The sequence below is a fragment of the Pseudoalteromonas sp. genome (genome assembly GCF_036960685.1).
Taxonomy (GTDB): domain Bacteria; phylum Pseudomonadota; class Gammaproteobacteria; order Enterobacterales; family Alteromonadaceae; genus Pseudoalteromonas.
The window spans coordinates 244,687-268,387 of record NZ_JBALXK010000004.1; the positions used below are offsets into that span (position 1 = coordinate 244,687).

The 23,701-nt window shown below is 41.7% G+C and carries 24 protein-coding genes; 11 read left to right on the forward strand and 13 right to left on the reverse strand.

Annotated features, from left to right (window positions below; genetic code table 11):
• Positions 1-90: 90 nt before the first annotated feature.
• From V7783_RS06080 to V7783_RS06095, 4 genes are all read right to left on the reverse strand, one after another.
• Positions 91-2,628, reverse strand: coding sequence for a TonB-dependent receptor plug domain-containing protein (locus V7783_RS06080; RefSeq protein WP_335677954.1), 2,538 nt, complete (start codon positions 2,626-2,628; stop codon positions 91-93).
• 286 nt (positions 2,629-2,914) lie between these two features.
• Positions 2,915-3,565, reverse strand: coding sequence for a UPF0149 family protein (locus V7783_RS06085; protein ID WP_335677955.1), 651 nt, complete (start codon positions 3,563-3,565; stop codon positions 2,915-2,917).
• A gap of 70 nt (positions 3,566-3,635) precedes the next feature.
• Positions 3,636-4,595, reverse strand: coding sequence for a sensor histidine kinase (locus tag V7783_RS06090; protein WP_335677956.1), 960 nt, complete (start codon positions 4,593-4,595; stop codon positions 3,636-3,638).
• Positions 4,582-5,145, reverse strand: a complete 564-nt coding sequence (locus V7783_RS06095) for a heme NO-binding domain-containing protein (protein ID WP_335677957.1) — start codon at positions 5,143-5,145, stop codon at positions 4,582-4,584. Before V7783_RS06095 ends, V7783_RS06090 begins: the two co-directional genes overlap by 14 nt.
• Positions 5,146-5,415: 270 nt before the next feature.
• Here V7783_RS06095 and V7783_RS06100 point away from each other — a divergent pair, with 270 nt between their 5' ends.
• Together V7783_RS06100 and hemH are read left to right on the forward strand one after the other, a co-directional pair.
• Positions 5,416-6,717: an HD domain-containing phosphohydrolase gene (locus tag V7783_RS06100; RefSeq protein WP_335677958.1), complete on the forward strand. Its 1,302-nt coding sequence runs from the start codon at positions 5,416-5,418 to the stop codon at positions 6,715-6,717.
• A gap of 96 nt (positions 6,718-6,813) precedes the next feature.
• On the forward strand, positions 6,814-7,833 hold the full coding sequence (hemH, locus tag V7783_RS06105) for a ferrochelatase (protein ID WP_335677959.1): 1,020 nt from the start codon (positions 6,814-6,816) through the stop codon (positions 7,831-7,833).
• A 27-nt stretch (positions 7,834-7,860) separates the two neighbouring features.
• Here hemH and arfB read toward each other — a convergent pair whose 3' ends face one another.
• Positions 7,861-8,274 carry an alternative ribosome rescue aminoacyl-tRNA hydrolase ArfB gene (gene arfB / locus V7783_RS06110; protein WP_335677960.1) on the reverse strand — a complete coding sequence of 138 codons (414 nt, stop codon included), beginning with the start codon at positions 8,272-8,274 and terminating at the stop codon, positions 7,861-7,863.
• Positions 8,275-8,410: 136 nt separating this feature from the next.
• Here arfB and V7783_RS06115 point away from each other — a divergent pair, with 136 nt between their 5' ends.
• Entirely contained in the window at positions 8,411-8,971 is a 561-nt protein-coding gene (locus tag V7783_RS06115; RefSeq protein ID WP_335677961.1) for a short-chain dehydrogenase, read from the forward strand.
• Between the two features lie 114 nt (positions 8,972-9,085).
• Positions 9,086-13,147, forward strand: a complete 4,062-nt coding sequence (locus V7783_RS06120) for a DEAD/DEAH box helicase (protein WP_335677962.1) — start codon at positions 9,086-9,088, stop codon at positions 13,145-13,147.
• Positions 13,148-13,171: 24 nt separating this feature from the next.
• Here V7783_RS06120 and V7783_RS06125 read toward each other — a convergent pair whose 3' ends face one another.
• From V7783_RS06125 to V7783_RS06140, 4 genes are read right to left on the reverse strand one after another with little or no spacing between them, the layout of a single operon-like run.
• Entirely contained in the window at positions 13,172-13,927 is a 756-nt protein-coding gene (locus V7783_RS06125; RefSeq protein WP_335677963.1) for a phytanoyl-CoA dioxygenase family protein, read from the reverse strand.
• A gap of 4 nt (positions 13,928-13,931) precedes the next feature.
• A complete protein-coding gene (locus V7783_RS06130; protein WP_335677964.1) occupies positions 13,932-14,522 on the reverse strand; it encodes a uracil-DNA glycosylase family protein in 591 nt (196 codons plus the stop codon).
• Positions 14,509-14,883, reverse strand: a complete 375-nt coding sequence (locus V7783_RS06135) for a VOC family protein (protein ID WP_335677965.1) — start codon at positions 14,881-14,883, stop codon at positions 14,509-14,511. The genes V7783_RS06130 and V7783_RS06135 overlap by 14 nt, the downstream gene beginning before the upstream one ends.
• A 47-nt stretch (positions 14,884-14,930) precedes the next feature.
• The gene (locus V7783_RS06140; protein WP_335677978.1) at positions 14,931-15,293 is read right to left on the reverse strand and encodes a VOC family protein; all 363 of its coding nucleotides are present in this window, start codon (positions 15,291-15,293) and stop codon (positions 14,931-14,933) included.
• A gap of 268 nt (positions 15,294-15,561) precedes the next feature.
• Here V7783_RS06140 and V7783_RS06145 point away from each other — a divergent pair, with 268 nt between their 5' ends.
• Genes V7783_RS06145 through V7783_RS06155 form a run of 3 tightly spaced genes read left to right on the forward strand, consistent with a single transcriptional unit; the run spans position 15,562 to position 17,845 of the window.
• Positions 15,562-15,906 carry a hypothetical protein gene (locus tag V7783_RS06145; RefSeq protein ID WP_335677966.1) on the forward strand — a complete coding sequence of 115 codons (345 nt, stop codon included), beginning with the start codon at positions 15,562-15,564 and terminating at the stop codon, positions 15,904-15,906.
• On the forward strand, positions 15,903-17,510 hold the full coding sequence (locus V7783_RS06150; protein WP_335677967.1) for a PepSY-associated TM helix domain-containing protein: 1,608 nt from the start codon (positions 15,903-15,905) through the stop codon (positions 17,508-17,510). Before V7783_RS06145 ends, V7783_RS06150 begins: the two co-directional genes overlap by 4 nt.
• Positions 17,510-17,845 (forward strand): DUF3325 family protein, encoded by a 336-nt coding sequence (locus tag V7783_RS06155; RefSeq protein WP_335677968.1) that lies wholly within the window; start codon positions 17,510-17,512, stop codon positions 17,843-17,845. The genes V7783_RS06150 and V7783_RS06155 overlap by 1 nt, the downstream gene beginning before the upstream one ends.
• Positions 17,846-18,110: 265 nt before the next feature.
• On the opposite strand, the gene V7783_RS06160 is transcribed toward V7783_RS06155, so the two are convergent.
• Positions 18,111-18,647, reverse strand: coding sequence for a lipocalin family protein (locus tag V7783_RS06160; RefSeq protein WP_335677969.1), 537 nt, complete (start codon positions 18,645-18,647; stop codon positions 18,111-18,113).
• 120 nt (positions 18,648-18,767) lie between these two features.
• Between V7783_RS06160 and V7783_RS06165 the strand changes: the two genes are divergently transcribed.
• From V7783_RS06165 to V7783_RS06175, 3 genes are all read left to right on the forward strand, one after another.
• Positions 18,768-19,217, forward strand: coding sequence for a YaiI/YqxD family protein (locus tag V7783_RS06165; protein ID WP_145239874.1), 450 nt, complete (start codon positions 18,768-18,770; stop codon positions 19,215-19,217).
• Complete coding sequence (locus V7783_RS06170; protein ID WP_335677970.1) at positions 19,214-19,747, forward strand: DUF6942 family protein; 534 nt, start codon at positions 19,214-19,216, stop codon at positions 19,745-19,747. Before V7783_RS06165 ends, V7783_RS06170 begins: the two co-directional genes overlap by 4 nt.
• A gap of 335 nt (positions 19,748-20,082) precedes the next feature.
• The gene (locus tag V7783_RS06175) at positions 20,083-20,457 is read left to right on the forward strand and encodes a response regulator (RefSeq protein ID WP_335677971.1); all 375 of its coding nucleotides are present in this window, start codon (positions 20,083-20,085) and stop codon (positions 20,455-20,457) included.
• 17 nt (positions 20,458-20,474) lie between these two features.
• On the opposite strand, the gene V7783_RS06180 is transcribed toward V7783_RS06175, so the two are convergent.
• The 3 genes from V7783_RS06180 to V7783_RS06190 form a co-directional block, all read right to left on the reverse strand.
• Complete coding sequence (locus tag V7783_RS06180) at positions 20,475-21,785, reverse strand: BamA/TamA family outer membrane protein (protein WP_335677972.1); 1,311 nt, start codon at positions 21,783-21,785, stop codon at positions 20,475-20,477.
• 247 nt (positions 21,786-22,032) lie between these two features.
• On the reverse strand, positions 22,033-22,317 hold the full coding sequence (locus tag V7783_RS06185) for a putative quinol monooxygenase (protein WP_335677973.1): 285 nt from the start codon (positions 22,315-22,317) through the stop codon (positions 22,033-22,035).
• Positions 22,314-22,535, reverse strand: a complete 222-nt coding sequence (locus tag V7783_RS06190) for a DUF2798 domain-containing protein (RefSeq protein ID WP_335677974.1) — start codon at positions 22,533-22,535, stop codon at positions 22,314-22,316. Before V7783_RS06190 ends, V7783_RS06185 begins: the two co-directional genes overlap by 4 nt.
• A gap of 81 nt (positions 22,536-22,616) precedes the next feature.
• Here V7783_RS06190 and V7783_RS06195 point away from each other — a divergent pair, with 81 nt between their 5' ends.
• Positions 22,617-23,480 carry a LysR family transcriptional regulator gene (locus V7783_RS06195; protein WP_335677975.1) on the forward strand — a complete coding sequence of 288 codons (864 nt, stop codon included), beginning with the start codon at positions 22,617-22,619 and terminating at the stop codon, positions 23,478-23,480.
• Positions 23,481-23,701: the final 221 nt, after the last annotated feature.

Genomic DNA, 23,701 nt, shown 5'->3' on the forward strand with positions numbered 1-23,701 from the left:
GTATCGCGATTGTATGCTTGCTAATTAAAAATACAAGTAGTTTTAATAAAAAAAGCCCGCATCGGAGCGGGCTTAAAAATATCACTCAACTTAAAAACTAAAGCTAACTTTAGCGTAATAAGCCATGCCATCAAAGCCATATGGCAGGGCTCTAACTGGATATTTAAAACCTTGATTTGTAATGAAATCTAGCACTTCGTCTTCACCAAGTTCATCAGGCGTGACATCAAATAAGTTATCCACACCAACATTTAATGTTAGTGACTCTGTAAGCTGATAACCAAAATTAACGTCAACTAACACCGCAGATTCAACCACACTGGTATCTTTAAACTCACCGGTTGGTGAAAGCTCATCTGGTAAACCAATGTGGTCATTACCAAAGTACTTAACGTCTGTTTTACCAAAGTAGTTAAAACGCAGCATGGCGCTCATTGCATCACGTTCGTAATCAAATGTCAGTGTGCCGCGCTCTCCTGGCTGACCATCGGTTAAAAAGCTACGCTGAATATCATCTAAAGCAATATTTTCTGGGATCCCAGCAGGTGCATTTACATTATCAATCTTAGTGCTATTTAAATTCCCAGCAAACGTCGCCGAGAAACTACCGTCATACAGATCAGTACGATATGAAGCGATAATATCAACACCCTTGGTTGTTGAATCTACTGAGTTTGAGAAGTATGCCGCTTGATCAGCGCCTGTTTCAGCTAATGCAGCCACTGCCGCAGGGCTAAACGCCACGTCACTTGCTGATAAGAAGCTGCCTAAAGTAATGCGATCTTTAATTGCGGTATGGTAAAAATCAACAGTCAGTGATAACTCGCTACTTACATCATAAACAAAACCAAAGCTAAGGTTTTCAGAGCTTTCCAGCTGTAAGCTTTCTACACCCAGCGCCACAGGAAAAGCGGATCCAGAAGTGGCTATAAATGATTGTTCCAGTACGCCACCAGCGCCTAAATTAGTGGTATAAGCTGTGTAAGCACTTTGTTGGAGTGAAGGCGCTCTGAAGCCCGTTGATACTGCACCACGAATAGCAAAGTCATCATTAAATTCATAACGAGAAGCAAGCTTACCAATTAAATCATCCCCCGCATCAGAGAAGTCTTCATAACGCATCGCTGCACTAATATTCCACGCATCAGTAAGCATGGTTTCTGCATCAACATAAAATGCGTAGCTATCACGACTCTGTTTATTAGACGCTTCAGGTCTTAAACCGTTATAAGCCTGAAAGCCGCATTCAGCAAACTGGCTTGGATCGTTCACCGCAGGGTAAGATGTATCCATATTAGCTAAACCACAAGCATAAGAGGCTTCTTCGCCGGGTACTATTTGGTAATTTTCTTTACGGTACTCTGCGCCAAATGACAGATAAATAGGTTCACTGCGGCCTATATCAATAATGCCATTAATATCAGCATTCACTGTGGTTTGATCAAACCTAAAGCCACCCGAGTAACCGCCATTAGGGCCTGAATTTGCGACAATATCAGCATCACTTGCACTAGGGTTATTCGCTACATACTCTGCTGCATAAGAAGCATTAATGGTATTACGTGAAGTAAAATCATATTGGTTTTCACCGTATACCGCGGATACATCGTAGCCCCAGTCAGTGTTTATCTCACCCTTAACACCTAATGCGAGCGAAATATCCTGCGCTTCGTTATAAATACGTGGTAAAAAGCCATCACCATATACTTGCGTTACATTCTTGCTGGCTTGATCAAAGTTACGATAAAAACCGTTACCCAATGCGGTGCGTTCAGAATAGCCACCAAATGAATAAAGTTCAGTCGCGCCCATTGGTAATGACATATTGTAAAACAATGAGGTAAATTCACTTTCAGAATTCCCCTGTCCCCAACGCACATCGTCAGACAAAGTGCCATACGGTACATCAACCGAGCCGCCAATATCACGCTCAGCACGGTTAGTGCCATCAGCATCACGATATTCCGCAGAAAAATTAATAAAGCCGCCTTCATCACCTAAATCAAAACCACGGTTTAAACCCATCGATACCGTGTCACCGTCGCCCTCACCTGTACTGCCGGCTTGCACATAACCCGTTGTTACTCCGGTTGAATCATTTAACGATAAGTTAATTACCCCAGCAATGGCATCTGAGCCATATTGCGCCGCAGCGCCATCGCGCAATACTTCCACGCCTTTAAGTGCAGATAATGGAATGGCATTCATATCAGTACCCGCAGCCCCTGCGCCCACAGTACCCACTAAGCCAAAAATAGACTGATTATGACGACGTTTGCCATTAACCAACACTAAGGTTTGATCCGGTTGTAAGCCGCGTAACGTTGCTGGGCGAAATAAATCTGAGCCATCAGATACTTGTGTACGAGAAAAGTTAAACGACGGTGCTGTTGCTTGCAGACTTTGGCCAAGCTCAGTAAAGCCGCCTTTATTTAGGGTATCTGCATCAATTAAATCAATCGGCGATGATGATTCTGTGGCTGTACGGTTAGAGACCCGCGAGCCTAACACGGAAATTTGTTCTATATTTTTTTCTGCTTGAACCTGTGCTTGCTCAGCAAAAACAGCTGAGCTACTAAATGCAAGCCCGACGGCAATAGCCAATGTATTTAAACGAAGTGTTGTCATGTGTGTTCGACCCTGTTGACTCTTTACTTGCTGTAGCAAGCAAAGAATACTTAAAAATTATAAATGTCTGAGCGTTATTCACAAAAATAACGTCATGGCAAACATCCTAGCAACATACGTATACAAAAAGAAACATATTTAACTACGAAAACGGTAGAAATATGCAAAAATTAGCTAATTTCCATCCCAAAAAACACCTTTGATTGAAATTTAAACAAAAAAAAGCATGATTATTCAAATCATGCTCATTATTAAAATATTGTAATTTGTTAATTAGCGTTCAAGATCAGCCTTCTTCTTCCCACAGCGCTAACTTTTCATCTTCAAGCATTAATGCCATTGATGCAATACTGGTTAAGCTTTCATCCAATCCCTTATAAAGTAATGGGAAGCCAGTGCGCAGCTGCTCAGGTTCTGGGTGTTCTTTAATTGTATCTGGCCACATCGCAAAGGTCGCCAGTAAATTTAAGGTCGCTTCAAAGTTATCGATAAACAGTTGCCCATCAGCTTGATTTGCAACTTGTTGTTTGTCTGCACTTAATAAAAAGCCAAAATCACTTTGCCACACTTCTTGGTTAACCATATATGCGGCTAAATAACCCACACACCACTGTTGTAGTTGCTCACTTGGCGCTTTAGCATCATCTGCATGAGGATAAATAGTACTCAGTAAGTGCTGCTGTGCTACCTGCGCTTCGGTGACATTATCCAATAAGGTGATCATTGCCTCGTGTTCAGCAGAGCCGGTCATTAAACAGGTATAAATAGGATCATTTTTATCAGCAATGTAATTTGCAATTTCTGACTCGCCATAAAACTCCGAGCACGCTAATAAACCGCTAATAAAGCCAATTACGCTGTCAGTGCTTACCACTTTTAATTCAGGGTGCTGACTTAAATAATCACTAAGAACCAATGTACTTTTTTCATTAAGCATTATTCACCCTCAGGTCGTTGTTATTCATTTATTGCTACATTATCTAACAATTGCTTATTTTAAAAGCAAATTATTCGTGTCTTAAAATTGGGAAAAAACAATGTATCTGTGTGCCTTGCCCTTGCAAGCTATCAATTTTAATTACCCCTTGGTGATCATGAACCATGCCATACACTAAAGTCATCCCCATTCCAGTGCCTGTGCCAACTGGCTTAGTAGTAAAAAATGGATCAAAAATATGTGCTTTTACATGCTCACTCATACCGCAACCATTGTCACTGACGGTAATACATATTTGCTGCTCAATAAAAGCCACTGTCACAGTAATTTTTGCTTGAATATCATCACTTAACCCATCGCAGGCATGCTTGGCATTAATTAGTAAATTCACCATCACTTGATTAATTGCTGCTAAGTTACACCATGCCATTGGAATGGGTTGATAATGACAAACAACCTCACATTTACTCAATTGATTTGAAAGTAATTTAACAGCATTTTTTACTGCATCCGTCATATCTGCCAGTTGCTTTTCATTATCTTTTGGTCGAGCAAAATTGAGTAGGTTGCGAACAATGACATTTATCCGTCTTAATCCCTCACTACTATCTTCAACGAGTTCTTGAATTTCGTTGCTCATCGCAGTAAACGACTGTGTTTTTTGTAATTGCTGTAATGTGTCTTTTAGCTGCGCTGCGCTGAGCTTATCCGATGCAAACTGCTCATTTAAAAATAGCAACTTGTCGACCGTTAATCGTGTACTTTGTAAGCATTCAATGTTACTCATTGCATACGCTAGCGGGTTATTGATTTCATGGGCAATACCTGCCGACAAAGTACCTAACGTGGCCATTTTTTCAGCTTGAATAAACAACTGTTGCTGATGCTCAAAATCTGCGGCTTTTTTTACCAACTCCTCATTTAAAGCATATAAAACCCGGCTTTTATCCTCAATTAACTGCTCCGCTTGGATCCGCGCAGCACGCTCACGAAGATACGCTTGTTTATAAACATCGTTATTGCTGGGCATTTTTAAGCAACGGTTTATAGTAAATATCTAATACACAGGCCTCATCACCGCGATGTTGGCATTTCGGGTGCTCAATTTTAACGCTCATATTAAAATACTCTGCCGCTCCGTAAATAAGTCCCTCAGCCAAAATACATAGCCGCCGAGGTGAGCTATAGTGCATTTCTATATGACCTGCACTAATCATCATACAACGCATAATAGGTAAGTTAGCGCCTTGATGTAGCTTATTTACCTCTTTGTGGATCACATTATTTATATTTAAAATTAACGCTTCAAAATGCTGAAGTCGACTAACAACAACATGATAATGCTGCATTAAATGAGAAAACAAATGACGACCAAAGACACTCAATACAACGGCTGGTTCAAGTTGCAACTCCTCACAAATATCTGCAACTAATGCATTTAGCTCTGCATCAGGGTAATTATTAACAGACAGATAACAGCGCCCCTCAGGCGTATTTTTAGCCAGCAAGGCATTCCAATATCCCATGTCTCTGTGCTGTAAAACCAAGCTCTCTAACGCCTGAAAAATACTACCCTTCATCTATTTTGTAGCTCTTTTTATTATACGAAATTGTAATAATACTGGATGGCTCACTGAACAAGCTCTAAATAAGTCCATAAGAGACGCTGCAGCAATAATCATTATTTTGCTGCATCAAGGGTCAACTTTCGCTTTACGCAACATGCCTTGTATCTATTTTGTAAAAACAGTACTTTTTATAAAACTAGCACAATTTATTTTTTTCACACGTTTTCATTAGCATAAACACACGCTATGTTTAAAGTGTATATAAATAAAGGAGTTGTTTTTGTGGATAAATCAGCGGTGCATATTCTCTGTGTTGACGATGACGAAATAGTCCTTCGCTCATTATCGCGACTACTCAAAGGGCAACAATACCATGTCGCAACATTCGTAGATCCTCTCACGGCATTAGAGCAGGTCAAACAACACGAGTTTGCGGTGATCATCAGTGATATGCGAATGCCGAAAATGGATGGCGCAGAGTTTTTTAATCAAGCTAAAAAATTGGCACCAGACTCACAACGAATTTTAGTCACCGGTTTTTCTGACATAGACACCACCCTAAGCGCTATCAATAAAGGGCAGATCCATGGCTTTATCCAAAAACCTTGGCAAAACAACTTACTATTAAGCACCGTTACTGACAGTATTGAAAAATACCAATTGAAAAAACACAATCAAGCGTTGCAACAACAGATCAATGCGCAAAACATCGCTTTAAAAGAGCTTAATAATTCACTAGAGCTGCGCGTCGAAAAACGCACAAAGCAAATTAAACAAGTACTTAAACAACTCGAAATCGCCAATGCCAGTGAAAAAAATGAACACCGTTCAACTGTTGAATTACTGTATAACTTTATTAATGCCAATCCTTATTTAGACGGCACCAAAGCAGAAAATATCGCCAATACATGCACACAAATAGCTAAACAGTTACAGCTACCGCAAAAAAATATCGATATGGCCGCGATGGCGGGCTATCTCGCGCAAATTGGTTTACTAGCAATGGACCCGCAACTATATGAGCATCCTTTCCATGACCTGAGCGAGCAACAACGCAAACGCTATTACACTCATCCAAGTACAGCGCAATTAATGCTGATGCCCGCAACTCATTTACACGATGTGTCGGACGCCATTTATCATCAATACGAGCATTATAATGGTAATGGCTTGCCTAAAGGACTCAAAGGCAATGATATTCCACTTAGCGCCATGATCCTTGCCTTATCGCGTGATTATTGGGATGCCTATGAGCAATGTCAGCAAACAGATGCTGAAAAACACCAACATGCTTTAGACACGGTCACGCAATTCAGTGGTGCTTATTACCATCCAAAATTAGTTCGTGCTTTAACGCAATGTAAGATCAAATGTATAAAGCAACAATCCAAAGTCGGCTCAATGCAAATCATCTCGGCACAACAGCTGGCAGTGAACATGGTGTTAGGCCATGCTTTACATAGCCATAACGGTATAATGTTGCTGCCAAAAGGGCATCTTTTTAGTGTTAAATCGATAGAGAAACTGCAACAGCTTGAAGCTAAAAAACCGTCTCCATTTCGGATCATGATCAAATCATCATAAATCAGTGATCCTATTTAGCCTTTCATTCGTTACAATAGCCTAATAATATACATGGAATATTTTCCATAACTGGCTATTTTTCTTTAGGAGTAGTGTGTGTCGCGATTTTCAGCCGTTACTGATAACCCTCATGATCAGCGTTTTCATCAAAAAACAGGCGTTTTACTGACCAACTTAGGTAGTCCAGATGCCCCCACGGCAAAAGCACTACGTATTTATTTAAGGGAATTTTTATCCGACCCGCGCATTGTTGAGATCCCACGTTTAGTTTGGATGATCATTTTACATGGCATTATTTTACGTGTTCGTCCTAAGCGTTCGGCAAAACTATACCAAAGTATTTGGACCAAAAATGGCTCGCCATTAACCCATATAACCCGCCTACAACGCGATAAACTTGCAGCCCAACTAAAAAGCCAAGGTTATGAAAATACCGAAGTGGTAATGGCGATGCGCTACGGTAACCCATCTATTGAAGCAGGCTTAGAAGAGTTACGCGACAAAGGTTTTACTCGCATTGTGGTGCTGCCGTTATATCCACAGTACTCAAGCCCGACGACTGGTTCAACCTTTGATGCCGTAGCAAAAGTGCTCAGAAAATGGCGCTGGGTGCCAGAGCTACACTTTATAAATGGCTATCATAAAAACACCACCTACATAGAATCCCTAGCCAATAGCATAAGTGAAGACTTACAAACGAATGGCATACCGCAAAAACTCGTGTTCTCGTATCATGGAATGCCAAAGCTGTTTTTAGAGCGCGGTGATCCTTACTATTGTTTATGTTTGCAAACTACTCGCTTAGTGGTCGAAAAACTAGGCCTTGATAAAGACTTAGTGGTCAGTACCTTTCAAAGCCGCTTTGGTAAAGCAGAATGGTTAAAGCCTTATACTGACGCCACGTTAGAATCATTACCAAGCGAAGGCATTAAAGATATTGCCATTATCAGCCCAGCATTTAGCGCTGATTGCCTAGAAACACTGGAAGAATTAGAAACTGAAAACCGTGAAATTTTTGAGCATGCAGGCGGCGAAAAATACCGTTATATTGCAGCCCTTAATGATCGTGACGATCATATCAACGCGCTAATTGATGTGCTTAAACCTATGCTTTAAAATCCCTGAGCGCATTTTTGTGCCTACTTAAAATTTAATATTTCCGCGCAATGCTTTGGTGTTACCGTGTTTAGTTTTTTTATCCATACGCTTGCGCTGCGAACTACGGCTCGGTTTAGTCGCACGACGTGCTCTTTGCACTTTAGTGGCAGAGACAATCAGCTCTTTTAAACGCGTCAGCGCATCTTCTCTGTTTAACTCTTGCGTACGGTGACTTTGCGCTTTAAGTACAATCACCCCCTCTTTATTAATACGGCTGTCATTAAGCGCGAGTAAACGTTCTTTATAGAATTCAGGCAGCTTTGAGCGATTAATATCAAAGCGCAGGTGAATAGCACTGGCTACTTTATTAACGTTTTGCCCACCAGCCCCTTGTGCACGAATAGCCGTTAGCTCAACTTCCCACTCATCAATAGTTACAGCATTTGAAATAGTTAACATTAGGTTCAGTTACATTTGGCAAAAATGCATTATAGCATTTGCAGCTTAGAGTCGAAAATAACAACTAAGCATAATTAATCTTTTAAGCTATATTTAGTTTTTAATGCAATTATGGAAATAAACAAAGGATCTAACTATGAAAAAATTATTACTATCAATCAGCTTATTAGCAATGAGCTTTTCAAGCTTAGCCGCAGATATTACCGAAAATGAACTACAAGGTTATATGAAAGCACTGCCAGCAGTAGTTGACTGGTCGCAAAACCAAGATGCATTAAAAAGCATGGATTTAGGCAGCATGTTAGGTGGCTCTGAAGGTGGCACTAGTGCCATGGCATTAGGTGCGCTGGGTATGATCAAAGATAACGATTTATACAAAGAATTTGCTACCCTAACTAATAAATATGGTTTTACTCCTGAGCAACTTATTTCTGTAGGCTCTGAAGTATCAATGGCTTACCTTGAAAACATCAAAGGTAATTTATCACCAGAAAATAAAGAAAAAGTAAATCAACTAATGGGTGGTTTACAAAGTATGAGCGGCTCTAAAGATAAAGGCGCCAGCTCAATGCTAGGTTCAGTCGCTAATTCAGCAAATGCAGCCAGTGCAGATGCGCCAGTAGTTAGCGAAAACAACTTAAACCTAGTAAAAGAATACATGCCACAACTGCAAAAACTCTTTGCTATGGTGCAATAAATCTTTTCATAAACGTTTAGAAAGCGACCTGCGGGTCGCTTTTTTATTGGTTGTAACTCACATCACTGAAATTTATACTGGCTGCAATTATTAGCAACTTTAATTATTGATTTTATGCCACTTAGCACTTTGCCACCCGCCACAACTGACGAACAACAAAAACAACTGTGCGTGTTACTAGCGCTAATAATCAGTAATGCATCAAATGGCTATAATAATTCAACGCAGCAAATAACCAAACGCCTCTACAACCAAATTAAGAAAGGTTACTCATTTTCTCAAGCAGAAGTAGGCAAATACACTAAGCAACTCGAAGCCGACGATCTCATTTGGAAGTTACCGTACGGTAATAACTTTCGTATATCAATAAGCGCCATTGCCTTTGTCGTTGTTCACGTCTGTAAGCAGCCTATTCTGCTACAGGCATTTACTACCGAAGCAGCACAAAGCTGTTATTACTACGATAGCCATTGTGATTTTTTACAGGTGCTATTTAATTATATTCACCGTGACCAAACTGATAAACCTCAATTACCAGGGGACTTATCACAAGCGATTGATTTTCAGTTTATTAATTTACTCGCACAGTCAAAATATAGCAGCCAAATATGGCACTGTTTACCGCAAACATGGCAACAGCTGTGTTTAGAAAACTTTATTCGCGGGCAATTTTTTAACCTCACCGAAGCGCCAGCTTGGCCCACGTTAGTTAGCCAGGCAAGCCCTGCACTGCCAACGAACACACGCATTTATCTTAATGAAAATCTAGCCGTATTATTGCAAGATAATACCTTTGCGCAATTGCTTGATGACAAACGTGATCGTGTTTTATCCACCTTTTTTGAGGCTAATAGCAATGCCACAAAGGGTGGGGTTATTGATGTTGCTTTACTGCAGTATAAAAGCGCGTTAACTGCATACAGAAAAACATTTGGGAAAGGCATTTACCCGAGTGAACTCACCGGCTTACTTTATACCCTCTGCTTATTTATCAGCGGCACTGCCGCTGATATAAAACAGCTCAACACCTGCAGTAAATGGTACAAAAAAAACCTCGGCGAGTTAAGCCATGCCAGCCAAGCCATTGATTACCTACTTGAAGAAGATTTAGCAAGTTATCAACATCATCGCCTAACCAGTAACCTAGGTTATTTACTTAATAACCCAAATGCATTGGCACCGTTGTTTTGCTTATTATTAGCGATTATTAAAAACGCCACTGATGAACAAGTTAACCATCTAAGAGGTGACACTGAGCTATTAACACAACTTAAAACAGCCGTTAGCCAACAGCAACATTGGTTAGCAGCGCAATGCGTACACCTTGTTAATTGGCTCAGGGATGATACCCCATTACCTAACACAGGCCTGCTGCAGCACTTTACTCGCGTGCCACAATGGCAACGTTGGCTTGATGATATAAGCCAAATCAATACCCCGACATCCCAGCAACGCGTGATTTGGCAACTCGATGTTACTCATCTAGATTTACCGATTATTCAAGCTAAAGTACAGCAACTCAACGCTAAAGGCGAGTGGACCAAAGGCCGTAAAGTAAACGCCCATGAACTTGAATACAGCCAATATGAAGACGCATTAACAAGCGCCGACCGCCACTTTATTCAAGTGCTCAATAACCATGCGGGGTTTGGCTATAATGAGATACAGGCAACCGGCGCAGTATTACAAGCGTTGATCGGATTTAAAGGGCTTGAAGATCACAAAGGACAGCCACTTAGCCTAATTAAAGGTGAGTTTGTGATTGAGATTGCACAAGACATCAATGATTGCTACCGCCTTGTGATGCAGCCGGGTATCAGCGATGTTGATTGTGATTTTTTACTTGTCCACAGCCATGCACACTGTTACCAAGTTTTCAGAATTGATGATAAGCAGCTAAAATTATTACAATTACTTGAACAGCAACCGAATAACTTAACAGAAGAGAGGCTGCCACAGCTCAATGCTGCTTTACAAGTACTGGCCAACGAGCATCATATAAGCAGCCAACGTAGTGAGTTTGCCCATATTAATAACGTACGCCAAGGGCTCTGCGACATTGCCGCAGTGATTGCACTGACTCAGTTAGGTATTAATGTTAACTTTTACAGCATGCCAATTGGCGTAGATGGCCCGTGGCTTGAGCCGGGTATTGGTGCTTTAACGCTAGCGCACAGTGAGGATGAGCAAACCGACAGTATTGTTATAAGGCGCGATTTAAAAGCAGAGCAACAAGCCCTGCGCAAACTTCTAAAAAATATGGCTGGGGTTTTTGCTGATAAACAAGCGGGGCATTACAACAAGTCACTGCAACAGTTTTACTTACCAGAAGATATCAGCCAAGCGATAGAATTACTCGAAACAGCACAACAACAGCAATCCTTAGTATTAAGTTGGGATGAAAACAGTCAAGGCATGAAGGTCGCTAATAGCAAACACCTGTCGCTTAACTTAAATGACGATAATGACTGGTTAAGTGTCAGTGGTAACATTTCTTTGCCCAGTGGCCAAGTATACGAATTACAAACGCTCCTCAAAGCCCCTCGCCGTGGCAGTATTTTAGAACTATCAGAGGGTAATTCACTGTTGTTGGATCAACGTTTAACTAACTTGTTAAATCGTTTAGAAGGCATGCAGCACCTTGATAAACACAGCCCCACTGATGAACTAAGAATTGCCAACGCCCGTGCCCTGCCGCTGCACAAAACCATTGCTGACTTAGGGGATGTCACATTTGGTGAAAGCTGGCAAACCCGCTTAGCTAAATTTGAGCAAACAATCGAGCCTACTCTACCAGCGCATTTAGTTGATGTACTGCGTGATTACCAAGTCGTTGGCGTTAACTGGTTAATGCAATTGGCTAATTGGGGACTCAATGCCTGTTTAGCCGATGACATGGGACTGGGTAAAACTTTGCAAACCTTAACGGTGCTACAAATACGCAGTAGTTTAGGCGCCAGTTTAGTGGTAGCCCCTAAATCGGTCTGTCATAACTGGCAAGTGGAAACCGAGCGCTTTGCTCCTACCTTAAATGTAAAAATCATTGAAAACGCCGCCGCATGTAGCGAGACACTACTAAGCGCAAGCGCGCATGATTTAGTGATTGTCAGCTATGGCTTATTACCACTGATTGGCGATCAACTGGCGGAATTTTCTTTTGCTAGTATCGTATTTGACGAAGCACAAGCGATTAAAAACCCCTTAAGTTTACGAGCCAAAGCCGCGTTTGCGCTCAATGGCCAATTTAAAGTGGCGCTGTCTGGCACACCGATTGAAAACCACTTAGGTGAACTATGGAGTTTATTTAACTTTTTAATGCCAGGCTTTTTACACACCCTGCCGGTATTTAAAAAACGTTTTGGTAATGCCGATAAAAACCAACAACAAGCAGACACCCTAAAAACATTGATCGCCCCGTTTATCCTGCGCCGTACAAAGCAAACAGTTTTAACCGAATTACCAGAAAAAACCGAAATAAACCTAACCTTTGCACTCAGTGACAAAGAGCAAGCACTCTATGAAGCAACACGTTTAAATGCACTTGAGCAGGCAAACCAAGAAGACAGTCAATACATCACTATCTTAGCTTCACTCACTAAATTACGTCGCGCCTGTATCGCCCCACAGTTATTACTCGCGAACAGTAAATTGCCATCGAGTAAACTCGACACCGCCGAGGCCATTATTGAAGAGTTACTGGAAAACAATCACCAAGCGCTGATCTTCAGTCAGTTTGTTGATGTGTTAAAACTACTTGAACAACGATTGCAAAAACGCGGGATCGATTACTGTTACCTCGATGGCAGCATGAGCGCCAATAAACGCAAGCAACAAGTCGATAAGTTTCAAGCAGGCACTGCGCCACTGTTTTTAATCAGCCTCAAAGCCGGTGGCACAGGCCTTAATTTAACTGCAGCAGATTATGTGTTGCACCTCGACCCATGGTGGAACCCAGCCGTTGAACAACAAGCCTCTGATCGCGCTCACCGCTTAGGGCAAACTCGCCCAGTCACTGTGTACAGATTAATTGCACAAAACACCATTGAAGAGAAAATTTTGCAATTACATGAACATAAACAAGCATTAGCAGACAAAGTATTAGCGGGCAGTGGTGATGCTGGGCAAATGTCTAAAGATCAATTACTAGCGTTATTAACTGAGCAAGGTGCTGATTAGATAACACACACTGTAATTTGACGGTTACTCTTGATGCGCCAAGGTAACCGCAAACGCACTGTCGTCTTCTAACTTGCTCAGCATTTTGGCACTAGGCAGGCAGATATCTTGCACAAAGTGCAGCACATGCGGTTCAGGCTCGCAAAACAAAATATCCAGCGCTAAACGATCTTTACCATACAAACCACGGTGGATCATATTCGCTGAAAAAATCAGTAAGTCCCCTGCTTGCATTTCAATAACATGCCCGCTGGCTAAATCATCACTTGAACTGTATTCGCCTTCAGATAACCGGGTCGCTAATTCAGCTTTCGTATCCCAACGACGATGTGAGCCCGGCACCAGCTCAATACCCGGCTCGTCCTCAAGTGCCACCCGACAATGAATAACCTCAGGGCCTGATAACGCAACTTGTTGCTCTGCGATGCTTAAATGGTATTGCATATCACGATGCCAATAGTTTTCTTGCTCAGGATTTACGGGATTAAAAAAGAGCTGTGTATTCATAAATGCCGCAGAATCTAAAATTGAGTCTACTTGCGCCATTAACTTATGACTTGCTATAAACTTAAACAACACTAAACGCTGCGCTTCGTCTAAATAGGTATTAGCGGTTAAATAAGCGCTATTAACCGCCTTGGTTTGATAAAACTGTTGGTTATCAGCAATCCAGTGATGATGAAAACAATTAACCACCTCGCGTACTTGCGAAAGCTCAGTTTCATTGTAAAAACCTTTAGCATGAAAAAAACCATGCTGTTCGAATTGCGTGTTGATCATTTAGCTAACCATCCTCACGATTTAAAATTGACTGCACGGCATCGCAAAGCTTTGGCACTACATCTCGTTCAAACCAAGGGTTTTTAGCGAGCCAAATATTATTGCGTGGACTGGGATGGGGTAATGGCAAAATAGCTGGCCAATACTCACGCCACGATTTTACTAACTCAGTAAGGGGTAAATGTTTAGTGTGTGGCAGATGATACGCTTGCGCGTATTTACCCAGCACTATGGTCAGCTTAATATTTGGCAATGCCGCTAACAGCTCTGCACGCCATGTAGGCGCGCACTCTTTACGTGGCGGTAAGTCGCCAGACTTACCTTTGCCGGGGTAACAAAACCCCATCGGCAAAATAGCAATTTTAGTCGCATCATAAAAATCATCTTTATCCAGCCCTAACCACTGGCGTAAGCGCTGGCCACTGGCATCATCAAAGGGGATCCCCGTTTTGTGCACCTTAAGCCCAGGCGCTTGTCCGGCAATTAAAATTCGTGCACTAGGGTTAAATTGCACCACCGGGCGTGCGCCAAGCGGCAGCTGTGGTTCACAGATCACGCAATTACTAACTTGCGTTAATAAGTTATTCTGCGTCACTATTTTGCCCTATTCGCCATAACACGCCTGACGGGTCGTATATTACGAAATCAGTCATATTCCAAGGCTGTACGCAAGGCTCACTCATTTGCACGTGGTATTTTTCTGTGATCCCCTGCGCAGTTAAATGCTGGTGCCAAGCTGCAACATCCTCAACTAAAAGATGCATCATAAAGTTATCAGCATGTGGCTTGTTATAAAAATTTTGCAGTAAAAAACTGCAATCACCATGATAAAAATAGGCCATTTCAGGGCTCTGCCATGCAAGCTCAAAACCCATCTGCTGATAAAACTCGCAGCTCAGCGCGTAATCTTTAGCGGGTACAAATGCTTTGATCTCTTCACAACTTAAATTGGTCACTTAACGGCTATCCTTAGTTAGTAAAATTATGATCTGCAATGCTTAAACTAAGCATGCTCTGACCACACCGCAAATTCATTACCGCTGGGCTCAGTAAAATGAAAACGACAACCGCCAGGGAATTCAAATATAGGCTTAATAATGACTCCTCCATGTCGCTCAACCTGACTGAGTGTTTGCTTGATATTTTCACTGTAGAATACCAATAACGCACCGCCATGTTGCGTTAATGAGCTTGCATTTGCTTGATAAAATCCGCCATCAAGGCCTGCAGATTTTTGATCGAACGCCGTGTATTCTGGCCCATAATCAACAAACTGCCAGCCAAATACAGCAGTAAAAAACGCCTTCGTTGCCGTTAAGTCGGAAGCTGCAAATTCAACATAATTTAACTTTTCATGTGCACTCATCATAAATCCTATAGAAAATAACAATCCCAATGCTAAATAGCCTAAACACCACTAAGCATACAAGCACCTGAAAAATTTGCGAACTTTTCAATTAAAACAAAGGACACCCAACTATAGATCACGATTTTACTAAGTAAAAAATAATGACTATTGAAGAGTTATCTTGATAATAAAAACAAAGGTAATACGAATCACTATCTTTTCTGTATCGAGAATATATAATACCCTCTTTATTCGCTCCCCACTTTTGGGGCTTTGAGGGATCATTATGCACGCTCAATCGGTCAAAAACAGTCAATCATTCTCGATAGCTTCTAAATTAAGTCATGCTTATCAAGTTCATAGCTATCGCATTGCGGTGTTCTCACGATTTTTAGCTGCCATCGTAGGTGGTTACGTCTTTACTGCTGTATTTAGCGCATTACTGAGCATTACTTTACCGCTGAAAAAATCAGACGCCGTTTTGCTTAGTATCAGCCTGACTATTTTTATTTATAGCTGTGTGTTTATTTGGGTGTTTGCTGTTAAGTCACTCACCAAAGTCTGGATCACTATTTTACTAACTACAGCAGGATCTGCGTTGATCTTATCGTTACTAAAGGGCTGGTTATGAAAGAGAACTTTTTTCGCTCTATGACCTGGATGCATACCTGGGTTGGCTTGCTGGTATGCTGGTTACTGTATTTAATTTTTTATGCCGGAACATTAAGTTTTTTCCGTGATGAAATAACACTGTGGAATCAGCCTGCTTTACACAATGTACAAGCAAGTGAGACGCGTATCGCGCAACAAAAATCACAGATCATTGCGGGCGTCGAATACCTACAAAGCAATGCCGCAGATTCGTCGCGCTGGGGAATTTACTTACCTACGCAGCGCGAACCACAGCTTAATTACGCCTATGAAAAGCCTCGTCCCGAAGGCAAGCGATTTGGCGGCTGGCAAGAACATAATATCGACCCAAGCAGCGGCCAAGTCGTTGCGCAAACACGCGAAACAAAAGGCGGAAACTTCTTTTACCGCCTCCATTTTGATTTACATTATATCGATGTACTCACTGCGCGTTGGATAGTCTGCTTAGCCAGCTTATTTATGCTTGTTGCGCTCATTTCTGGGATTGTGATCCACAAACGTATTTTTAAAGACATGTTTAGTTTTCGCGCTAATAAAGGCAGCCGCAGTTGGTTAGATGGTCATAATGTATCGTCAGTTTTAGCCCTACCTTTTCATCTTATGATCACCTATACCGGCTTAATAACACTGATTTTTATGTTATTTCCTTATCCGGCAATGACCGCCTATGAGGACGGTGTACGCGGCTTATTTAATGATGTACTGCCAACCAATGTACGTAGCAAAAGCAGCCCTGAAAGTGCCCCATTAGCTAATATCGAAGGCATTTTAGATCAAGTTTATACTAACTGGCCTGATGCTGATTTAACGCAAGTATCAATTCGCGATCCAAACAAAGCCTCAGCCACAGTCACAGTTCGCGCCTCTACAGGAACACAACTGCGCGATCAAACGCCCACGCTATTATTCAACGGGGTTGATGGTAGCTTAATAGCTAAAAGTGCCACAGAGCTGACTAATACAGAAGTGTTTTACGATTCAATGACCGCACTACATACCGGCCGCTTAGCCAACCCGCTACTGCGTTGGTTATATTTTGTATGCGGCATTGCCGGCTGCGTAATGATAGCTAGCGGCTGCATAATGTGGGCTAAACGTATTCGCGAACGGATGAAAAAACAACAAACGGCGTCGTTTGGTTTAAAACTCGTGGAAGGTTTAAACCTTGCTACCCTAATGGGCTTACCACTGGCTACTTGCGCATTCTTTATTGCCAATCGGCTGCTGCCTATAAGTGTTGTTGAGCGAGCTGATAAAGAAGTTTTAGCGTTCTTTTTAACTTGGCTTGCAGTTGCATTATTTGCCTTATTTAAACGCGCCACAGTGCAGTGGCAGCAAATTGCTTGGCTCAATGCTGGCGGGTGTATTGCGGTGGTACTTATCAATGCACTCACAACCGACGGTAATATAATTAGCTACTTAAAAAATGGCCAATGGGCGCTGTTTAGTGTTGACTTTTTATGTGTGATTTTTGCTGGGCTGTTCGTTATTCAAGCCAAAAAAATACGTACTCGAGCGCAATCTAAAGCACAGCCGCAAGGTTCGAGACGCGCTGCTAAAGCCAATTTACAGGAGCAATCATAATGCATGAGTTACTGCAGTTTAGCCTGTGCTTATTGGCTTTTAATTGTTTTGCTTTAGCAAAATTCAATCATTATCGAGAGGTATTTAAAACTCGTCCAAATGAAAAACAGAGTAAACAATTTTTACTTGTAGCTTGGATCAGTATTTTACTAAGTTTAGTGCTTAGTGTGCTGCAACATAATGGTTACGGCGCCCTGCTTTTTTGCGGCTACATTGCTGTAAGTATATTAATTTTAATGATTTTTTATAGTTTTAAAGCATCGTGGGTAAAAATTATGAGTATGCTAAATATCACCGTAGTAATGCTCAGTGGGTTATTTTTAAGTGTTTTTTAAGCTTAGTTAGTAAAATTATGATCTGATACCAATAACTTAACACCATTGATATGACATAAAAAAAGGCAAACTAAGTTAGTTTGCCTATATAGCCAAATAATTTGGTTATAAAAAGTAGGGGGATACACATGTCTACAAATAGCTTAGGGCAATTGCTACTCAAGCTATGTAGGTATAATACTCACTTCATGTGTCATATTTATTACTATGGAATTTTATTTCCAGCCAAAATTTAAAAACGCAGTAACTGCCAACGGACTGACGATCACTGCGTCGGGTCTTGCTTCACCATAATCAGCTTATCAGTATTAAAACCACGTTGTTTTGCGCTGGCTTTAAAATCAGCTATGCGTTGTTCACTGACCGTTGGCGTACGTGCTAATAACCACAAGTAATCATTGTTGTATCCAGAGACATACGCATACTGATAATTCTGCTGATCTAAACCAAACACCACGTATGAGCTGTAAAACGGCCCAAAAAATGACACTTTTAAATGCCCTACATTATCACTATCAACAAATTTCGCCTTACCTTGCGCTTCGCTCCATTCATTATCTTGTGCATTAAAGCCACGGTTTAACACAGTGACACTGCCATCATCATTAATCGAATAATCCGCAGTGACGTTTTCTAAGTCACGCTCAAATGAATGGTCTAAACGGGCAATTTCGTACCACTTACCTTGATATTGCTCGATTGAAAAAGGACTGACGGGGGTTACTTTATCAGGCATCGCTGTGCAACCAATTAATAAGCAGCTAACAAACAAAGTACATACAATAGCGAGTTGGTTTTTCATAATTGATCCTTATATGATTTATCAATTCTACGCAGTAAACTATAAAAAAGTTCACTTAATACTAGTGGTTATAAAAAGCTTAGGTTAGGATCATTGTTTAACTAACTAGGTGAGCTAATAATGAAGATATGGGTTGATGCCGACGCCTGTCCGGTGGTGATCAAAGAAATTTTATTTCGCGCAGCAGAGCGTACGCAAACTGAGACCATTTTAGTCGCTAACCATGCAATGCGTATCCCGCCATCTAAATATATTAGCCGTTTACAAGTATCATCAGGATTTGATGTCGCCGATGATGAAATAGTGAAACGTATTGCAGCCAATGATTTAGTGATCACAGGCGATATTCCACTGGCCTCGGAAGTGATTGATAACGGTGGCCAAGCGCTCAATCCACGTGGTGAACTGTATACCAGCGAAAATATTCGTTCACTACTTAATGTACGTGACTTTATGGACACTATGCGCTCCAGCGGCGTAGAAATGAATGGTGGGCCACCACCACTGAGTCAAAGCGACCGTCAAAACTTCGCCAATAATCTTGACCGCATTTTAGCTAAAAACAAATGAGTCACAGCGCACACAATATCGGCTTTGGTGATACAAGCTTCACTGTTGCGGTCTACATCGAAAATGTACCGCCAATGCCCCAATATAACCATTTAAGCGATGTGAGTGCGCTGAGTAATGGGCAAATAGATACCATTAATCAAGCGTGCGGTAATGGCTGGCGTAAAGTGTTTAACGTGTATGCAAAAGTGCTGTTTGCGCTGCCAAGTGAGCATTATCAGTTTGCTAAGCTCGCCCCAACCTGGCAGCAATATCGCGATAGTCAATTATTGCAAAGCGATAGTCAAACGGCTTTATTGTTTAGCCCTGTGGCGCTTACAAACAACTCTAGCTTACACATTATTGCTGGGCGAACGTATGCCAAAGCATTGATAAACCAAGGGCTGTTAACGGCGCAGTTAGATTGGCTCGATGATGAGTTTGCGATAGATAAAACTAACAAATTAATTGTTTGCCCATATTTTGATTACCGCCAGCTAAGTAATATAAAAATTGCCCGTCTCAGCCAATTAGTGGCCGAGTGTTTTTAATTATCTAGGGTCTGTTGACCTTTGCGGATTAATATTTGTTCAAACTAGGGGCAATTTAATCGCGGCGCGAGGTTTGTAACCTAGTGGGCTAAGTAAAAATCGAGCAACAAAGAGTTAAGTGCCCCTAGGCAGAACCCTTCGGGCAGCGCCTGTTTGGCATTGATGCTGCGTTATCGCCTATTTATGGGGAATAACCACACCACATAGGCTCTGCCTTGCCTAAATACCAAACAGACTGCTGCAAATTCAACCTTGAAAGGTCAACAGACCCTAGCGCAGTATCACTTTGTTAGCTAATCTTAAAGGAACAAAAAAGCCACAGATAATCTAACTCTATGAAAATACTCGTCGTTGACGATATGCCGTTGATGCGCCATGTACTAATTAACATGCTCAGAGCACTTAACTTTCCAGATCTAGTCGAGGCCACTGACGGCCTACAAGCACTCGCCTTTTTAAAAAACCAACACTTTGATCTGGTGATAACTGATTTACACATGCCAAAAATGGATGGTAAAACCTTACTCAACCGCATCCGCGACGATCAAAAATTACAAAATATCCCCGTGCTTATGGTTACCTGCGAAGATAACTCTGCCGCAATCAAAGAAATTATTGCCGCTAAAGTTAGCGGCTTTATTATCAAGCCGTTTTGCTTAAATACCCTAGATAAACAATTGAAGAAAATCGTGCCGCTAAGCAGCACTTAAACAGCGTATCTACGAGCTTAAAAAGGATGATCAACCATCACCCACATATTTGTGCCTTCATCGGAGATTGCAAGGTCAGTACGCACCACTAAACCTGCCATCATAGCGCGCAAGCCAACCCCGTAGTCAAATTTGATGTCGTCGGTAAGCGTGCCAAAGTCATATTCTGGAGCGACTCGGCCAGCTTCTGCAAACGCCACTAATTGAAACCAATCAAGCTTTAAAAATTTCAGCCATTGCACATCTTCTATAGGATTATATTTAAGGGTATGACGGTACTCTGCGGTGGCATAAATAGCCGCTTTGTCATGAAAGCGATAAAAGTCGTAGCCTTTCATTCTTTTGAAGCCACCGAGGGTTGCCCCCTCATTATACGGGGCGGCATCGGTTATGACCGTTGAGCCATCAGCCGTTTCGAACAGATCCCAACTAGGCGAATACGCGGTCCAAAAATTAAGCGCTAATACCCGTTGATGAGCGTACTCTGACGCACCAAACGATAAAAACTTACTAGCACTAAATTGCCACAAATTCCAATCATACTCTTTATCGCCCCATGGCGACGAAGTAGTGTAAGACACATACTGACGGCTACCAAAACTAGGGTTTGTGCCAAAGTCCGTATTGTCATATAGCAGGCCAAATTCAACCGCAGACATATCACCGCTGAGTTGTTGTGATTCAAATTCAAAACTTTGAAAACGGCTAAAATAACGCATAGTGGCAACCATAGCGCCCGATGTCAGTGGGTTCCACTCTTTACCACCTGAGGGAGCAGACACCAAAATACCATTTTTTAATGTGTAATCCACCATACCACTGTCTTTGGTCGCACCAAACGGCAGAGCATATTCAAGCTTTATATCAACCCAATTAGAATCACCATCCGCTTCTAAATACTGCTCATTGTTTGATTCATTACTACCTGGAGTAACGTTTCCGGGAGCGACCGGTTGGCGAGCACCGGTATAAGCACGTTGATCAGGAAAATAAGCAAACAAACCATTGGCACTTAAATACCAACGTTCACTATCATTAATACGATAATTGAACACCCCAGCCCAAAAGCCATGACTTACATCACCTTTAAATGCAGTGGCGCCAATGCTCATTTGATCTTGATGCCAACCTTTTAGCATACCACCAACGCCTAAATTAAAGCCCATTGTATCGGTGCTAAAAAAGTACGGTAAAATAAGGTTTTCTTGAATTTTATTGGGAGTTTCTTCGCGGTTAACACTCGACTTCATCCGTGTTACGTCAGCATGGGCAAGACCCATAGCACCACTGAGTAATATTAAAGCCGCTACGTTCAGATTTCTTGCCACTGTTATTTTCCCTATTCCAGTCCACCACTATGGGTTGATGTTTACTCACCCAATTAAAGATACCAGTTAGTTATTAAACTGCAAAGCTGCGACTTATCGCATTACTTTAAATATGTTGTAGTCACTTTACTAATTATAGTGTCAACCGAACAAATTGGGCTACGAAAACCAGTACTTTCCAGTAGCCCAGTAGGGTTATTAAGGTGTCATTGATGCTCCGCTCAAATCTCGGCGAGTGTAAGATAACTTAAGTGACTGCTTGCAGATAATTCACTTCAACGGGTACAGCTAGTGCCGACTCATAAAATGCAAACACTGCTGTAACATAAGGCTGTTGATAGTGGCTATCAAGTGCCTCTTGCGATGCAAATTGCTCAACTAAAAACAAACAGTGCTGCTCAGCATTGCTATATAACTCAAACCGAATACAGCCCGACTCTGCTCGAGTAGCCGTCAATATTGACTGTAAACGCCCTTTACAGTCATCAAACAGCTCAGGCTTTGGGGTTATTTTTGCCACAATATTAATCATTTTTGCTCCTTACTAAACAAACGCATTACAAGTAAACGGATCGGTGGTGCAACACTAAATGCCACCACAAAAGCAGCAGGCCAAGCATTGATAAAGGCCGTTAGCCAACTTTGAATAAACGTGTCACTTAACCCTAAATTAAGGTAAGTCACCCAAGCGGATAATAAAAACGACATCAAAAATGAGAACGCCGCAGTAAATATTAAATGAATTTTCATATCTCCTCCTTAGCGTTACTATATGCAAAGCTGTGACGGGCAAACAGTCACGAAAACGCAAACTAAGATTGAGAAATTGATATGCTTGATGATCTTCATTTATTTATTGAAATAGCGCGGCGTAATAGCATGAGCCAAGCAGCGAAGGATCTAGGGCTAAATTTATCGACCCTGTCAAGGCGTATTCAAGGGTTAGAGGACAAGCTCGCAGAGCCATTATTGCAACGCACAGCCAGAGGGATTGTGCTTACTACAAAGGGCGAACAGCTTTATAGCGAACTTGCCGATCAAGTCATGGCGCTCAATAACCAGCTTAATCAACTCAACAGCAGTGAGCACGGCCTGAGTGACTTCTACCTGCTGTGCCCACAAAATATCATCGCCGGACCACTGATGCCGGCAATCAACGAATTTGCAGCCACCAATTCGGTGCTCAATCTCCACATTTACCCAAGCAATGCCAATAGCCAGCTCAGCCAAAAACGTTTTGACTTGGCCATTCGCATTGGCGAACAACAAGATTCGAGCTATTACCAAAAGCGCTTAGGCTCGATTGCTATTAAGCTCATTGTTAAAAACAATGCCCCCACAACGAGGCTGATTTTACCCTACACAGAGTCACAACTCCCGGCAGGACTATTAAAACAATTTAAACAAACGTACCCGCAAATTAGTTTTTGTTTTGATATAACCATTGCTAAAAATATGGTCGAGTCAGGCTATGGCGTAGGATTACTGCCGATGAGTGAAATTGACACAATAATTGAAAAACATGCGTTTAGTTATGTTGAACTACCAAAAAACTTCCCAGCAAGGCCTATATACGCTCTGTGGCCACATTCTGCAAAACCCAGCCCCGCAGCAGAACAATTAATTAGTTTACTACAAACAAAAATTGCGCAAACGCCCAGCTTGCAAGGTGAAACGGTTGAGTTAGTGAGTTGAAGTTAGCAAAGTGATAGATACAAGGTGATAGGTGCTGATTCAAGGAGCAAGTAAATTAACCAGTTGAAAAGCTCAGCAGGAACAAGCTTTAGCTGTGATTGCTTTAAAAAAATATTCTACCACAGAGGCCACCAAGGCGCTGCGCTACACCGAGAAAACATTAATAAAACCTATTTGCACAAAGAGAAGTGAATGAGGGTAAATGAGAAGACAAAAAGCAT

Coding starts and splice junctions, on each gene's coding strand:
- V7783_RS06125 (WP_335677963.1), bottom strand. CDS start 13,927: ATGATCAACACGCAATTCGAACAGCATGGTTTTTTTCATGCTAAAGGT.
- V7783_RS06140 (WP_335677978.1), bottom strand. CDS start 15,293: ATGAGTGCACATGAAAAGTTAAATTATGTTGAATTTGCAGCTTCCGAC.
- V7783_RS06120 (WP_335677962.1), top strand. CDS start 9,086: ATGCCACTTAGCACTTTGCCACCCGCCACAACTGACGAACAACAAAAA.
- V7783_RS06170 (WP_335677970.1), top strand. CDS start 19,214: ATGAGTCACAGCGCACACAATATCGGCTTTGGTGATACAAGCTTCACT.
- arfB (WP_335677960.1), bottom strand. CDS start 8,274: ATGTTAACTATTTCAAATGCTGTAACTATTGATGAGTGGGAAGTTGAG.
- V7783_RS06190 (WP_335677974.1), bottom strand. CDS start 22,535: ATGAAAATTCATTTAATATTTACTGCGGCGTTCTCATTTTTGATGTCG.
- V7783_RS06150 (WP_335677967.1), top strand. CDS start 15,903: ATGAAAGAGAACTTTTTTCGCTCTATGACCTGGATGCATACCTGGGTT.
- V7783_RS06085 (WP_335677955.1), bottom strand. CDS start 3,565: ATGCTTAATGAAAAAAGTACATTGGTTCTTAGTGATTATTTAAGTCAG.
- V7783_RS06175 (WP_335677971.1), top strand. CDS start 20,083: ATGAAAATACTCGTCGTTGACGATATGCCGTTGATGCGCCATGTACTA.
- V7783_RS06165 (WP_145239874.1), top strand. CDS start 18,768: ATGAAGATATGGGTTGATGCCGACGCCTGTCCGGTGGTGATCAAAGAA.
- V7783_RS06115 (WP_335677961.1), top strand. CDS start 8,411: ATGAAAAAATTATTACTATCAATCAGCTTATTAGCAATGAGCTTTTCA.
- V7783_RS06185 (WP_335677973.1), bottom strand. CDS start 22,317: ATGATTAATATTGTGGCAAAAATAACCCCAAAGCCTGAGCTGTTTGAT.
- V7783_RS06160 (WP_335677969.1), bottom strand. CDS start 18,647: ATGAAAAACCAACTCGCTATTGTATGTACTTTGTTTGTTAGCTGCTTA.
- V7783_RS06080 (WP_335677954.1), bottom strand. CDS start 2,628: ATGACAACACTTCGTTTAAATACATTGGCTATTGCCGTCGGGCTTGCA.
- V7783_RS06155 (WP_335677968.1), top strand. CDS start 17,510: ATGCATGAGTTACTGCAGTTTAGCCTGTGCTTATTGGCTTTTAATTGT.
- V7783_RS06090 (WP_335677956.1), bottom strand. CDS start 4,595: ATGCCCAGCAATAACGATGTTTATAAACAAGCGTATCTTCGTGAGCGT.
- V7783_RS06145 (WP_335677966.1), top strand. CDS start 15,562: ATGCACGCTCAATCGGTCAAAAACAGTCAATCATTCTCGATAGCTTCT.
- V7783_RS06195 (WP_335677975.1), top strand. CDS start 22,617: ATGCTTGATGATCTTCATTTATTTATTGAAATAGCGCGGCGTAATAGC.
- V7783_RS06095 (WP_335677957.1), bottom strand. CDS start 5,145: ATGAAGGGTAGTATTTTTCAGGCGTTAGAGAGCTTGGTTTTACAGCAC.